Origin of the sequence: Kordia sp. (assembly GCF_022447245.1) — a bacterium.
Classification (GTDB): Bacteria; Bacteroidota; Bacteroidia; order Flavobacteriales; family Flavobacteriaceae; genus Kordia.
This window is the reverse complement of the sequence record NZ_JAKVBC010000023.1, coordinates 1-16,502: the sequence shown is the minus strand read 5'-3', so window position 1 is coordinate 16,502 and position 16,502 is coordinate 1. Positions and strand designations below refer to the sequence as shown.

Genomic DNA, 16,502 nt, shown 5'->3' with positions numbered 1-16,502 from the left:
TTTTTATATTTTAATTATGTTGGTTCTCTTTTCGTTTTCAATTGTTGATTTATGTACTTCTAGCGCGATGTCTATCTCAACAGCTAGTTCTTTTACGGTTGGTTTTGAGAAAAAGTCAAGTAGACTTATCTCTACGTTGTAGTGCTTGTGAATTCGTTTAATGAGTGTCATTGCTTTGAGCGAATCGCCTCCTAATTCAAAAAAGTTTTCGGTGACGCCTATGTCATCAAATCCAAGAAAATCTTCCCAGATGCCTACTAAGCTTTGCTCCGTTTCTGTTTCTGGCGGAATGTAATTTTGCTTTCTTGTAATGGCATGTTGATCTATGACTTCTTCTGCTTCTTTTAGTGCATTTTTTGCTTTTAAAAGTGCATTCGGATTTCTAGTTGCAACTACACATTGTTTTAAAGATTTATAATGCAGCGTTTGTTCAAAAACAGTTGCAAGATCTGCTTCATTCACAGCTTCATCTAGGTGTACCGAAATCCAGTTTCTGTATGGTTGTATAAAAGCGTCAACATATTGACTAGCAGCCGCTTCTATAGTTTTATTTTCGCCTCCTATTATAGTACTTACACTCGATTGTATCCATACGAAGTCTAACGAAGTATTCGCAAATGCTTCTGCTAGATTTTGTATTTCCTGTATGCTTGCGTCTAATTGCATTTGAACACTTGCAAGGCTCATATCTGCAATGGTTTCTGCTGTTTGTTTGTCAGCATCTGCTTTGGTATGAATGACACCAGAAATAGTGCCTACATCAGCTCCTATGTTAGCAATTGTAGTTGTAAAACTTTCAATATCAGCCGTGTCTAATGCAACATATAAGAGCGTCTTACTTTCTTTTTTCAGTTTTTTAAGCCTGTCTATCTTTCGTGCTAATACGCTATCATTTTCTAAGTGTGTATTCCATGTATCTTCTTCTGGTAAGGCTTCTTTACCCGTTAGAACTACTTGCGCATTGTATGTTTTGATTAAATATTTCGCAATAGCACTTCCTACTGCGCTCAATCCTTCTGTAATCAAGTATACTTTCTTAGCATCAATAGCAATGTTAGGTTTTTCAATTAGCGTAAGGTTCTCGTTACAGTCTACCCAACGTTGATTATTTCTGTATGCGACACTTGTGTTGGTAGTATTGAATTTGAGTTCATCACAAATAACACGTAAATTATCTGGATGTGTTTTTCCTACATCAATATCAATGATTTGTGTAAATATAGTTGGATGTTCATCTGCTAAAATCCTTGCAATTGTAGCAATAGTTGTCGCTAAAATGTTTTGCGTCTCATTGCCAAGTACATTATTCCCAAAGTTGGTAATGATGGTCAATTTCTTTTTAACATCAGTCTTATAGCTTGTAAGCGCTTTGCAAATATGGAATAATGGCAAAAATGCTGTTGTAATTTCTTCTTTTGTAGTTCCTTCTAAACTCCAATTATATATGATATGACCGCAGCTAACATTTTCTAAGTTTAATGCATTAAACAACTGTACATAATCTGATGCCTCTTCGTGTAAAATTCCAAATTGTAATTTTTCAAAGTTTTCAAATCGTACACCTCTAAATACTTCAAATACATTCTGATTTTCAGTGATCAAGTTGTTCTTTAATACACTTGACAAGGAGTTTTTCTCAGAGAAAATGAGCACTCCATCTTTGGTGTCAAATTTTGTATTACTTGTGAGTATTGATTTCTTCCAGCTTTTGTGATAGAACCAATTTTCAATAGGTTGTACGGTGTCCGCAGAAAGTGAACCAGCAAACATCGTTGCAAAAGGATTCACTTTAAAGTCCAAAGCATTGTAATCAAATTGATACGTCGGCACCGAAGTTTTACAACGAGTTTCTCCATTGTAATACATTTGCCAATCAATGGCAACGCCGCAGCTCCATAAAGTTCCAATTGCTGTTCTTAATGTTTGTAAAGTATCTGCCGTACTTACTAGGTTTACTGAAAGTGCTGCTGTTGTTTGAGAAACTTGTGAGTCACTTGTACCAACATTCACTTCAATAGCGTTTGCTCTGTTACTATTTTCTTTTCCTGATATTACAGGAACACTTGGTTCTTGTGTTTTGATCGTTGCTAATGCATCTGTAAGAGAAGATATATTTTCAGAGGCATTTACACGATTGATACAAACTTGTAAACCATCTTCAAATGAACACGCTTCTGCAACACATAAAGCGGTAAGTTCACCAATACCATCTCCTATTAAACTTGTTGGGGCAATGCCAATATTCCTTGCATATTTTGCGAATGCATATTCTGTTATAAATGTAATAAGTTCAGCATATGGTGTTTGATTTCCTTCGCTTTGAATTTCATCAATGATATCTTGAACTTTCTTTCCTGTAAGTTGCTCCAATGTTTGGAATGCAGTATTTACAATTTCTTTTATGTATGTTTCTTCTTCACTGATGGCTAGTAATGGTGCTAACGAAGTATTCGCTGTACTTGAGAATACAAATACAAGTTCATTACTTACTTGAACAGCTTGCACTTCATTTTGTACAAGTTGATTGTTGTTATCCGTGAGTAAGAAAGTTCTTTTCTCAAAATGCTTTCTTCCAGTTGCCAATGTATACGCTATATCTGCTGCGTTGGCATCTGAATTTTTCAAAAAGTCTTTAAATGTGATAGTATAATTTTCTAAAGCTGTCTCTGTTTTTGCAGATATTGGATATACTTGAAATGATCTTTTAGAAAGGGAAGTGTTTTCTGCAACAAACTCTTCTAAGATTACGTGTGCATTGGTTCCTCCAACTCCAAAACTGCTAACACCTGCGCGCAAAGCTTCTCCATCTTTTGGAGACCAATCTGTGAGTTCAGTATTTACATAAAATGGACCTGATTCAAAATTGATCATTGCATTTGGCGTGTTGTAATGCAATGTTGCAGGGATTTTTCTGTTTTTTAATGCGAATGCTGTTTTCATCAAACCCGCAACACCAGCAACTACGTCTAAATGTCCTAAATTAGATTTTAAAGATCCGATAGCACAGGAATGTGTCGTATCGTTATTGAATGCTTCGTTTAAGGCAGAAACTTCAATGGCATCACCTAAATGCGTTGCGGTTCCGTGCGCTTCAACATAGCTAATAGAATCGTGTGGAACGTTGCCAAATTTTTGTGCAAGTTTGATACAATTTGCTTGTCCGTCCACACTTGGTGCTGTATAGCCTGCTTTGTCTTTTCCATCATTATTTGTAGCGGTTCCGCGAATAATTGCATAGATATGATCGTTATCGTTAATTGCATCTTCCATGCGTTTTAAGACTACAATAGCACCTCCATTTGCTTTTACACAACCTGTTGATTCTTGATCGAAACTACGACTGTGACCATCTTTAGAAGTAATCGCGCCTTCTTTATGTACATAACCTGTCGCTGTATCTGTCGTTAAGCTAACGCCTCCAGCCAATGCTACAGAACATTCTCTCAATAGCAAACTTCTACACGCAATATGTGTGGAAACTAACGAGCTTGAGCATGCTGTAGAAGTATGGTAACTTGGTCCTTTTAAGTTTAAGCTATACGATACTAAAGTGCTTACAAAGTCTTTGTTTCTTAATCTAGATTGGTAAAAAGGATTTATGATTTCCGATTTCTTCAACGCAGTATGTGCCAACCAATTCATATGCTCTGATGCAGCTAAAAAAGCACCGACTTTCCCTGAATATGTGTCTGGATTACAACCTGCATCTTCTAAGGCAGCCCAAGAAAGTTCGTGCATCATTCTTATTTGCGGATCCATTTCATTGGCTTCTTCTTTTGTGTATCCAAAGAATGCATAATCAAAACTTTCTGCTTTGTCCACAATAGATTCAACTGGTACATAGTCTGGGTGCTGTATTGTAGTAGCATCAACTCCTTTTGCTAGCAATTCGTCTTCATCAAAAAACTGAACTAATTCCTTGCCTTGCAATAGGTTTTCCCAGAATTCACGAACATCTTTAGAGCCGTGAAATCTACCTGCGAATCCTACGATAGCGATATCTTTCTTTCTAATTTCTTTTTTCATAAGAGTTCATACGATTTAATACAATCCCAATCATATTGCAATCAATATGACTGGGATTGTTTTAGTTTTGTTTAGGTAACTTGCGTAGTGTGATCTTATAGTAAATCGATCAATTCGTCTACTGCTTCCGATAAGTTTTCTTCTTCTTTTGCAACAACTTTTGTTGCTTCGTTTGAATTGTCTAAACTGCTCACAAAGCTTTTGATGTTTGGATATTGAAACATCGCCACTGGTGCTACAGATAGACTGTATTTTGTATTAAAGAATTCTAAGATTCTTAAGAGTTTCATAGAGTTGATTCCCAAATCAAAGAAGTTGTCCGCAACTCCAATTGCATCTTCTTCTCTGCCTAGTTCATTTGCAATTAAGCTGACTAAAGTGGATTGCATTTCGTTGGTTGGTGCTTCGTAAACCGTAGTTACTTGCAAGCTGTTTCCAACTGGATCTGGCAATGCTTTTCTGTCTACTTTTCCATTTACCGTTAATGGCATCGCATCCAATTGAACAAAAGCTTCTGGCAACATGTACAGTGGAAGACTTGCCGCTAAATGTGTTCGTACATCTGTAATGTTTTCTTCAATAGTAGATACAACATACGCGACCAATTGTTTTTCTTCTTTGGCATCAGTGTATACATTAACCACTGCTTCTTGAATGCTGTCTTTTCGTAACAATTGATTTTCAACTGCACCCAATTCTATGCGGTTTCCTCTAATTTTAACTTGATTGTCTTTTCTTCCGATAAATTCAATCGTTCCATTTGGCAACCAGCGAACTAAATCGCCCGTTTTGTATACGTTTCCTTCTGCCTCAAATGGATTTTCGATGAATTTTTCTGCCGTAAGCAATGTCTTGTTCATATAGCCTTTCGCCACTTGAATTCCTCCAATGAGCAATTCGCCCACAACACCAACAGGTTGTAAATTCATCATGTCATTGACAATGTATAGTTGTGTATTTGCTACTGGTCTTCCGATGCTTACACCTTCTTCAGCAGTATTTATATCTGTTAAGTTGATAGATGTAACGTCAATGGCAGCTTCCGTTGGTCCGTAATAATTGTACAACTGAACGTTTGGAAGCAACGCTTTTGTTTTTTCTACGGTTGTGGATGATAATGCTTCTCCACTACACACAATGTAATTGAGATTGGCTAATTTTTCTGCTTTTGCGACATCTATAAAAATGTTTAACATTGATGGTACAAAATGTACTAAAGAAACATTTTGTTCCTGAATAGTATTTTGTAAATATTCTGGATCCATATGTCCGCCAGGAAGTGCTACAACTAAAGTAGCTCCTGTAATAAATGGCATGGTTAATTCCCATACAGATACATCAAATACATACGGTGTTTTTTGTAAAAGTACAGCGTTGTCATCGACAGCGAGTTCATCACGCATCCAAAGAATACGGTTTCGCAATCCTGCGTGTGCATTTAATACACCTTTTGGATTTCCTGTGGTTCCTGATGTGTAAATACAATATGCTAAGGTATTTTCGTCTATGTTAACGTTTACTGCATCTTTGCTGTATACATTGTATGTAAAGTTGTCTAGTTCTACTCTTTCTACATTTTCAAGCGTTACGTTATTGCTTGCTGCATTTGTTAAGATGTAGTTTGCTTGTATATCATTTAAAATGTAATCGATTCTGCTTTGTGGATAGGCTGGATCAATTGGTACATACGCGTTTCCTGATTTTAAAACTGCCCAAATCCCGATCAACATTTCCAACGAACGATCTACACAAATTGGAATCAGATTGTTGTCCAATGACAAGGTTCTGATGTAATTTGCCAGTTGATTCGATTTTTCATCCAATTCTCTGTATGTAAGCGATTCTCCTTCAAATACTAATGCTGTTTTATCTGGAGTTGCTTGTACTTGCGCTGCAAATAATTCTACAATAGTGTTTGCTTCTGAATATGCAACTTCAGTTTCATTGAATGCTGCTAATTGCAAAGTATCTTCTTCACGTAAAAAGTCAAATGTTCCAATTGGTAAGCTTGGAGCCGTAGTTACTACAGAAAGCATTTCTGTAAAGTGCATTACAAATTGCTCTACTAAGCTTTGCTCATACACATCCGTATTGAATGTAATGTGCATTTCAATCGTATCTACGCGTTCTTCTAAAGTAAGTGACAAATCAAATTTTGCACGTGTCACACCTAAATCCTGAATTGCTGCTGTAGAAACCGATTCAACTTCTTGCTTGATGTCGCCAATGTTTTGAACAATCAACATGATGTCAAAAATGGCGTTTCTCGAAGTATCAATTGTACTTTCTAAGTCTTCTACCAAACGATCAAACGGATACATTTGGTTGTCTAAATCTGCGATTGTATCTACTTTCACTCTGTTGTAGAATGTTTCGAAATCTTCTTCTGAAGTTACCGAATTTCTGAGTGCTAACGTATTTACATAGAATCCGATTTGGTTTTGCAAGTCTGCATGATTTCTTCCTGCAACTGGCGTTCCAATCGTGATATCTTTTTCGCCTGTATATCTGTGAATCATCGCGTTGAATCCTGCCAAAGCAAAGGTGAATAAACTTCCGCCATTTTCAGCGATAAAGTCTCTAATTGCTTCCGTAGTCTCCGCGTTGATATTAGTTTTTAAGGTTCTACCGTTATAGGTTTTGATTTGTGGACGTTGTCTTTGAGACGGTAAATTGATTGCTGGAATTGTTCCGCGTAATTTGTTCGCCCAATATTTTCTTTCTTTTGCATACGCTTCCCCTTCAATTTGATCTAAATGCCATGCTGCATAGTCTTTGTATTGAATGCTTAATGCTTCTTGCGTTACTTCTTCGCCGTTGCGTAACGTCTCGTAATAGGTATTTACATCTTTCATCAATACATCCATAGACCAACCATCGCTGATAATGTGATGCATATTGCAGTAGAATACATATTCCGCTTCGGCTACTTGTAAAAGACTTGCGCGTAGTAATGGTCCGTTTTCTAAATCGAATGGTTTGTATGCGTCTTGTGTGATATAGTTTTGTACCGCTTCCGCAGAATTGTCTTGTGATCTGAAATCTTCTTCTTGAATGGTAAAGTTCAACTCGTTCGTTGGCACAACCCATTGTCTTACTTCTCCCGAAGCATCTTTTTTGAAGATAGTTCTCAGCATCTCGTGACGCTCAATTGCTGTAAAGATCGCTTTTCTGAAACTAGCTACATCTTCAATGTTCAATCGCATTGAGAATGGAATGTTGTACGCTACTGAAGCGCCGTCAAATCGACTCAACACCCATAATCTACGCTGTGCGTCTGAGATAGCGTAACTTTCTGCTTCCGATACAGTTGGAATGTTGGTAAATGTTTCTTTTCTTCCGTCTTCAATCAGTTTTGAATGTGCTTCTAAAGTTGTATTTTCAAACAATTGCTTCAAGCTGATACGCACTTGGAATTCACGTTCGTAGGTGCTGATTAAAGCGGTTGCTTTTAAACTTTGTCCTCCCAACAAGAAGAAGTCGTCTTCCACGCTTACCTTCTCAACATTTAGACTTTTCGCCCAAATTTCAGAAATGCGTTTTTCAATGTCATTGCGTGGTGCAACGTATTCTTTTTCGTCGGTTACTTTGTTACTTCCTAGTCGTAATAGTGTTTTCTTATCTACTTTTCCGTTTACCGTTAATGGAATCGCACCGACTTGGATGAAGTGGTTTGGCACCATGTATTCTGGTAAGGTTTGGAGTAAGTACTGACGTAATTCTGTGATTTTTTGCGTTTTGGACGCGACGATGTAAGCTGCCAATAATTTTTCATCTTCTTCTTCATTTACTAATAATACTACTTCTTCTATATCTTCTTTTGCTTCTAGTCTTGCGCTGATTTCGCCCAATTCTATACGATGTCCTCTAATTTTTACTTGATCGTCTTTACGACCTTGGAACTCTATGGTTCCATTTGGCAATAAAATTCCTAAATCGCCCGTTTTATATAGTCTCTCACCTGTTCTAAAAGGATTGTTGATGAATTTTTCTGCTGTTAATTGTTCTCTGTTTAGATAACCATCTGCCAAGCCCAATCCACCGATACAGATTTCTCCGATGATACCTGGCGCAACGAGATTGTTGTTTTCGTCCAATACATACATTTGTGCATTCGGAATTGGAAATCCGATAGGAATGTTTGTGTCTGTATTACTTTCAGAGGTCATCTTGAAAGCGGAACTACAAACACTGGTTTCAGTTGGTCCGTAAGCGTTAAAAAAGATGCCTCCGTTTGCCAAGAACTTTTTTACTTGCTCTAGTACTGGCGGCTCTCCTGCCGTGATGAGTACTTTCAAACTATTTAGTCTGTCTGTATCCATGAATTTGAAATACGACGGTGGCAACGTAGCCGATTCTATCGCATTTTCTTCTATGAATGCTGTTAAAAACTCAGGTGTTTTACGCTCTCTTTCATCTGCTATGTATAAGCTTGAACCTGCCAATAGCGCATTGAATGTTTCAAACGCAGAGGCATCAAACGAGAACGAAGCAAATTGTAAGCTCTTTTTACATTCGCCATAGTACATTGTATTGATACATGCTAATGCTGTATTTACAATTCCTTTGTGCGGCACTAATACGCCTTTTGGTTTTCCTGTTGATCCTGAGGTATAAATGATGTACGCGCCATCTGTTGGTTGTACATTAATATCTAAAGCTGCTGCGCTGAATTCATCTGCTTCAAATTCTACGTCAATTGAGAACACGATTCCTTCAAAGAAATCCAAATCAAACATATAATTCGTACTGCTGATTAGCAATGAAATGTTTGAATCGGTTGTCATGTATTCCTTGCGGTCTTCTGGATATGCAGGATCAATCGGCACATACGCCGCGCCTGCTTTTAGAATTGCCATCATAGACACGAGTACCATCTCGCTTCTATCTAGATGAATTCCCACAAAATCACCTTTTTTAACCTCGTATTCTTTTATCAAACAACGCGCTAATTTATTAGACAATGCATCCAATTCTTTATAGGTAAGCGTCGTGTTATTGAATACCAACGCTGGTACGTCTGGTTTGCTTTCAACTTGCTTATCAAACTCCGTTAATAAGGTTGCATTGCGGTCATAATCTAAAGTAATCGCATTGAAATCGTAGATGAGTTGTTGTTGCTCTTCTTGATTTAGATAATGCAATTCATCAATTGGTGTGTTCGGATTTTCTAAGATATTTGTGATCAACTGCTTGAAGTGTTTCATGAACAATTGAAGCGTTTTGCTATCATATAAATCTGAATTGTAATTGATTTTGAATAGGATGACATCTTCTATTTGCTGGAAGTGGAATTCGATATCGTTTTTACTTACCGTTCCCGTTCTTTCAGTAATTTCATCCAAACAGGTATTGGTATCCAATCCGCGAATAGTTTCGTGTAAGGTCAATGAGATATCAAAGATTGGCGTTCTGCTCATGTCGTACGGAACGTTTAAATCTTCTACTAAACGATCAAACGGATAGGATTTGTATTTGAAGCTTTCAAACACATTTTCACGTACTTCATTGTAGAAGTTTGTGAATGTTTTTTCCGTATCTACCTGGTTGCGCAACACCAAACTGTTTACATAAAACCCAATTTGGTTTTGTAAGTCTGGATGATCTCTTCCCACAATTGGCGAACCAATGATGATGTCTTTTTTGTTGGTATATTTTTGTAATAATACGTTTAAGGTAGACAAAATTCCAATGAAAAGACTTCCTTGCGCTTGTTGATTGTAAGCGTTGAGTTTTGCTGCAATGTCAGCCGAAAGATAGGTTTGTAAACTATTTCCGTTGTTGGTTTTATACTTCGGACGTTGACTTTGTCTTGGTAAATCTAATAAGGTTAATTCGCCACCTAACTTTTCTGTCCAGTAGGCTTTGTCTTTTGCATCTCCGCCATTTTCTTGTGTTGAAGCTCGCCAAGCACTGTAATCTTTGTAGTGTACTCGAAGCTCAGGCAAGGTTGGTGTTGAGTTCGACATAAAGCTTGTGTAATAGTGCATTACGTCGTTTGCCAATACATTTAACGACCAACCATCACTGATAATGTGATGCATGTTGTAGTAAAAAATGTATTTGTTGGCTGCTATTTGAAAGATGCTTGCACGAAGTAACGGTCCGTTCGATAAATCGAATGGTTGATACGTATCGTCTTCTATCAATTGTTTTGCAACAGCTTCTGGATTGCTTTCATTTTGTAATTCGAACTGATTTACTTCAAATCCTAAAGTTTCGCGATCTAGAATCCACTGACGTACTTCTCCATTTTCGTCTTCTTTGAAAACGGTGCGTAATATTTCGTGACGATCAATCGTAGCATCAATAGCTCTTTTGAATGTGTCGATGTCGTATTCACCATCTAAAGGCATTTGCAGTGGCATGTTGTATGCCACTGACGATGATTCCAACTGACAGATAATCCACATTCGTTTTTGCGCATCAGATAAACGATAGTTGTTCGCTTCTTCCAGAGCAGGAATTTGTTCAACCTCATCGTTGGTATCCATGCCTTTTAAGTACGAAATGATGTCTTCCTTGTTAGTCTTTATTAGATTGATTTGCTCAGGAGTTAACTTGTTGTTGTATGATACAACTTCAATATTGTCTCCGTTGAGCACCAATTTTACTTGCTCTTTTTTAAGCGTTCGTATGATTTCTTTTATTTTTTCCATGATGTTTACTGATGCGTGGTATTTTTTAATATTCGATTGTTTTCTCTCCAAATAATCGTTCTGCGTCGATTCCGCGATCGCGACATTGGTCTACCAATTTGTTAGATTCTACAATTGGTTTTGATTCATCTGTATATTTCAATGAACTGATAAATACAAGCCATGGCTCTAATCCCATCGCGTATACAAATACATTTTTCGGGCTGAAAATGTCTACCAAAGCTTCTCCTTGTTTGTAATCACAACCCGCCAATCTTCTGGACTGATCCATTTCTCTAGGTAGTTTTTCAAACATTAATGGTCCGTACAACCAGCTGAGTGGCGCACCGTCACATTCCATTCCTAAAAACAGAATATCAATGTCTCCTACCATTTGGTGAATTCGCTGGTATACTTTTGGTTCTACGTTGCAAGAATCTGCTGCAAATAATACTTTGAACTCGTTGTGAAGTGCTACGTGATAGCATAGTTTTGAACGAATGTCAATGTCTGAATGCTCTCCGATAAAAGGCAATCCAGTAATCGTACAACGATCTAAAGTGATCGTTTCCATATCGTCTAATTCGATTACATTGTCAAAACCGATCGAGTTAAACATTAATTTTAATGATGGATCTTGAATGTCTCCTTTTCCTGAAGAAGGCACTACAATGTTTTTGATGCTGTGACGCAATTGCATTAAAGTTTCAAGCAATACGTGATCTTGGTGATTGTGTGTGATTAATACATAATCTATTTCTTCTGGTAAGTCGTTGATTGTGTAACGATTTACATCTGTTTCATATCCGTCATAACTAATTACAGGATCTACCAAAATAGACGTTTCGCTTGTTTCAACCAATACGCATGCATGACCGAAATAGCGTGTACGTACACCTTCGCCAGTGTATTTTTCGTATTTCTTTGGTGCTTCTGTCGTAAAGAATGATTTGAATAATTCTTCCTGTTCTGGCTTGATGTTGAGTTTCTTCATCATGTCCACATAGCTTCCAGGAATTCGCTTCATTTTGAACAATTCGTCAATCAATTGATCTTTGAAACGCAAGTCTAAATGATTTAAGTTTTCATCATCCAAACGCGGTGTGCTTAGTACAAACGAACGTGCATCATCTGCATCCACTAGTTGCAATGATACGGATTGTCTAGAATCGTCGTGAAACTTACTGTTGTATAACAATGATTCAAAAAAGCGGAAATTTGGTCGGTTGTTTAGGTCGTAATACAACTCAACCATTCCTTGCAATGATTCTGGAACTTCACGATATAGTGGATCCAACGAATACCCAATTGCATTCTTTTGAAGCATTGAGTTAAGCTCGTGAATGGAATCGTATAATTCCAACATATTCTGACGTTTATCGAGTGTGTCTTCGTATAATTCTTTGATTTCTTCTACTCTTCCGCCATTGTAATCAATAAAAGGTCCTCCTAACATTTCTGGTCTTTTTACAGCCGCAGCATGTGTTTTTGGACTTTTGATATATGATTGCATAATTTTCAAATGGCGTTCTTTAATATTCATCGCTGCCGTTGCAGGTGAAACCAAGTGAGACCATGCGTACCATCTGTCGATAAGTGCTTCTAAAGCAACATTTAACTTTAAATAATAATTTTGTTGTTCCATAAGATTTCGTCTTTATGAGAATTAATGATAAATCGATGGCATGTACCATCGATTGTTTGTTTTGTAAAATTTGATTTGTGAATAGTGTATGGTGTGCGCAGTAACTTGCATGGCTACTGCGCTAGAGGTGTTGTACTAAATGGTTATTCTGTCCGAAACCAATTCTTCTTGTATGGCTTGTCGCTGCCAAGATTTATCTTCTATTTCTTCTGCCAATTTTTCAATGGTTGGCTCTAAGAATAAGTCTGTTAACTCAACTTGGACATTGAGTTGTTTTTGTATTTCTGAGATGATTTTAATTGCTAGTAAGCTGTGTCCGCCTAAATCGAAGAAATTGTGATACACTCCAATGCCATCTCTTTCGAAAGCAGCTTCCCAAATGTTAGCAAGTGTTTGCTCCAATTCGTTTCTTGGTGCTTCGTATGGTGTTTCTTCAGCAGCTTCTTCTGGTTGAATTTGTTTTAAAGCGTTACGATCTATTTTACCACTAGCATTGAGAGGTAATGTTTCCAATTGTACATAATGCGATGGCAACATGTATTGTGGTAATATTGTGCGTAAAAAGTCTCTCAACTCACTAGCGATTACTGTTTCTGTTGCAACAACATACGCGATTAATTGTTTCTGCGTTCCTGTTATATTTAATAATACAGCTACATGTTCTACAGAAGTATAACGACGAATTGCGCTTTCAATTTCTCCTAATTCAATTCGGTAACCATTCCATTTAATTTGATCGTCTTTTCTACCTAACAATTCAATATTTCCATTGTCAATCCAACGGGCAACATCGCCTGTTTTGTATAAGCGTTCATTTTCTTTAAATGGATGCGGAATGAATTTTTCTGCTGTTAATTCTTCTCTATTTAAGTACCCTTGCGCTACGCCATCTCCACTAATGCAAAGTTCACCTGTTAACCACTTTGGTTGTAAAGCTAAATGATCCGATAGTATGAATACTTCTTCATTTGCCAATGGTTTCCCTACGTGCAATGAGTCCGCTTCATGAATTGATGCTACTGTGCTCCAAATTGTAGTTTCTGTAGGTCCGTATACATTTAAGACTTGAATTCCTTTGTATTTCTTTTTATTTTCAAATATACTTTTAGAGAACGGCTCGCCTCCAATTAAAATAGTTTTTAACGTTGGAAAGTTTCTTTTACTGATTTGATCAGCGACTAAACTAAAGCGTGAAGGCGTTAATTGCAACACTTCAATTGCTTCTGTTTTTATTTTTTCTACGAACAATTCCGAAGACATTAATTCGTCATAAGAGAAGAGAACGAGCGTTCTTCCGCTACAAAGCGCTCCAAAAATTTCTAATACCGATATGTCAAATACTACATTGGTGGTTGCGGCTACTCTATTGCTTCCACCAAATCCTAAGGTTGTTTCCGTATTTGCCAAGAAAGAAGTTACATTTTGATGCGATAACATCACTCCTTTTGGTTTTCCAGTAGAGCCTGAAGTGTAGATTACATAACACGTATCTGATGGTTGTACTGTTGGTAATTGTACTGTTTGTTCGTTTTTATAATTTTTAAATGATTGTATGAATGCTTCATCGATCATCAAATTGCAATTGCTATTTGATAAGATGTATGTTTTTCGATCTTCTGGAAAATTTGGATCAACGGGAACATACGATGCTCCCGTCTTTAAAATAGCGAGTAATGATATTGGTAACCATTCATCTCTTTCTAACTGAATCCCTATGCGATTACCAGTTGTAACATTGTATTCGTTGAGCAGAAAAGTTGCCATACGATCGGAAATTTCATCCAATTCTTTATACGTATAGCGTTCGTCTCCAGCTACTAGCGCTATTCCACTTGATTCATTTTTAACCATATTTTGAAAGAGTGAAACCAGCGTTTGTGTTTGGTCGTACGCAGTATAAGTATTGTTGAATCCTTTCGTCAGTTCTTGCTTTTCGTCAAATGTGAGATAATCAATCGCATAAAGCGGTACCTTATCATCTGCTATTCCGTTTTGTATAAACTGATCCAAATGTTGTATTAAATTCTGTATAAATTCTTCCGCATAGATGTCTGTATTATAGTCTACTGTTAATTGTAAATTTTCACTCGTTTCTATGAATGAGAATGTGATGTCGAATTGACTGTATTTTTTTTCTTTTTTGTAAGGTGTGAGCTCAATGTTTCCTGCCATTGCTGTTTTGTTGCTGATGACAGATTTTTGATTTTGAAGAATCACCATGACATCAAACAATGCTGATCTTGATAATTCTCTTTGTACATCCAATTCTGCTACCAATTCATCAAAAGGATACGATTGATGTTTGTAAGCGTCAACCAAGGTTTCTTTTTGTACGTTGACTAAGGCTTTGAATCCTTCTGCTCCGTTGAATGTTGTTCGTATTGGTAAGGAATTGATAAACAATCCTATTTGATTTTCTACATCTGGATGTTCTCTTCCTGCTACTGTAGTTCCCAAAACAATATCAGTAGTGTTTGTATATCTGTAAAATACACCATTGATTCCCGCCATTAACGCCATAAACATACTGATGCTTTGCTCTTTGCAGTATGATTGCATCTTGGAGTATAAATCTCCAGAAAACTGATGACTTACTGCTGCTCCATTATAGGTTTTGATGCTAGGACGCTTTTTTACTGTTGGAATTTCCAAGGTTGGAATTGTTTCAAAGCGATTTAACCAATAATTTTTAGAAGCTACTAATTGTTGTTGCTGTTTTTCTTCTTGAAGCCAAACCGCATAGTCCTTGTATTGTATAGCTGTATTGTTGGTATTAATTGTTTTTCCTTCTACCAACATGTTATACATGGCAACCAATTCTTTCGAAATTAATTCTAAAGACCAACCATCACCAATAATGTGATGTAGGTTGAATAGTACCAAAAAGTTCTCTGCTCCTGTTTTTACAATTTGGAGTTTGAATAATGGTGCTTTTGATAAATCGAATCTATGTTGATAGTGTGCAGCAACCAATGCATCTTTGCGATCTGGTTGCGCGCTAACATCATGAACTTCAACAGAAATGTTTATTTCTTCTATTGAAGCTATATATTGTCGTAATTCACCAGCTTCTGTTTGCTTGAAGTAGGTACGCAAGCTTTCATATTTTGCAACTAATGCCTGGAATGCTTTTGAGAAGAATTCTGTATTGAAATCTCCTGTAAGCTCCAATTCATTGGTTAAATTGTAAGCTTGATTTCCTCCATCAAAGTTACTCATAATCCATAAACGCTGCTGTGCTGGTGTTACTGGATAGCTTTCTTGTACGACTGTTTTTGGAATGCTCGAATTAGATGTGAGTAACTTGATTAAGTATTCTTTGTTACTTTTAATCTTGTTAAGTAGGTCAGTGCTCAATGCACCTTTTGGCGCATTGACTTTTAACTGACCGTTAACCACATTTAATTTAACATTATGAAAATTCAAGGTATGTAAGAGTGTTTTTTCCAAGGCTTAAAAATTTTAATGAGTTATAGATTTTCCTCGCTCTCCTTTTACAGGATGAATTCGTCTTGGTCTACATCTTCGTTGATCAAGTCAATGTGTTTTTGCTGTATTGAGAATTCAATGAGTTCAGCTAAAGCACTTATTGTCAAGGTGTCATATAAGTATTCTATAGTTAAGAATGTCTCAAAGAATTTGTTCACTTTGTTTACTAAGATCACTGCTTGCAGACTGTTTCCTCCGAGTTCTAAGAAGTTATCTTGTACACCAATACTGCTCGCTGCAATATTTAGTGTTTCTGACCAGAATGCTACCAATTGCTTTTCTACTTCGCTTGTTGGTGCTACATATTCTGTTTTCTTCACATCTATGGAAGTTAAAGCTGGCAATGATTTTCTATCAATTTTTCCTGTACGTGTTCGCGGAAATTCGTCCATACTTACAAACACTGATGGCATCATGTATGCTGGTAAGTGCTCTTTTAGAATTTGGTAGATTTCGTCATTAGAAATTTCTGCTTCCTTCTGAATGTATGCTGCAATGTGTAAACTTCCATTAAGTTCTTTTAATACTACAACTGATTTTGCAATGGTTGGAATTCTATCTAGTTGGAATTCAATTTCTGCCAATTCAATTCGTAATCCGTTTAATTTTACTTGTGTATCTTTTCTTTCTAAGAATTCTATTTCTCCGTTTGGCAACATGCGTCCAATATCTCCTGAACGATACATGCGCTTTCCGTCTGTGTC

The 16,502-nt window shown here is 36.9% G+C and carries 5 protein-coding genes; all 5 read right to left on the bottom strand.

Annotated elements, in window-relative coordinates:
• Window positions 1-3: 3 nt before the first annotated feature.
• On the bottom strand, window positions 4-4,026 hold the full coding sequence (locus tag MK119_RS15460) for a type I polyketide synthase (RefSeq protein WP_290680420.1): 4,023 nt from the start codon (window positions 4,024-4,026) through the stop codon (window positions 4-6).
• A 95-nt stretch (window positions 4,027-4,121) separates the two neighbouring features.
• Window positions 4,122-10,685, bottom strand: a complete 6,564-nt coding sequence (locus tag MK119_RS15455; RefSeq protein ID WP_290680418.1) for a non-ribosomal peptide synthetase — start codon at window positions 10,683-10,685, stop codon at window positions 4,122-4,124.
• A gap of 25 nt (window positions 10,686-10,710) precedes the next feature.
• The gene (locus tag MK119_RS15450) at window positions 10,711-12,309 is read right to left on the bottom strand and encodes an MBL fold metallo-hydrolase (protein WP_290680416.1); all 1,599 of its coding nucleotides are present in this window, start codon (window positions 12,307-12,309) and stop codon (window positions 10,711-10,713) included.
• A gap of 135 nt (window positions 12,310-12,444) precedes the next feature.
• Entirely contained in the window at window positions 12,445-15,759 is a 3,315-nt protein-coding gene (locus tag MK119_RS15445; RefSeq protein ID WP_290680414.1) for an amino acid adenylation domain-containing protein, read from the bottom strand.
• Between the two features lie 44 nt (window positions 15,760-15,803).
• A partial coding sequence (locus MK119_RS15440; protein ID WP_290680412.1) for a non-ribosomal peptide synthetase occupies window positions 15,804-16,502 on the bottom strand: 699 nt, incomplete at its 5' end.

Bases quoted from the DNA above. Each gene is read 5' to 3' on its own strand.
- MK119_RS15460 (WP_290680420.1), bottom strand. From the start codon at position 4,026: ATGAAAAAAGAAATTAGAAAGAAAGATATCGCTATCGTAGGATTCGCA.
- MK119_RS15455 (WP_290680418.1), bottom strand. From the start codon at position 10,685: ATGGAAAAAATAAAAGAAATCATACGAACGCTTAAAAAAGAGCAAGTA.
- MK119_RS15450 (WP_290680416.1), bottom strand. From the start codon at position 12,309: ATGGAACAACAAAATTATTATTTAAAGTTAAATGTTGCTTTAGAAGCA.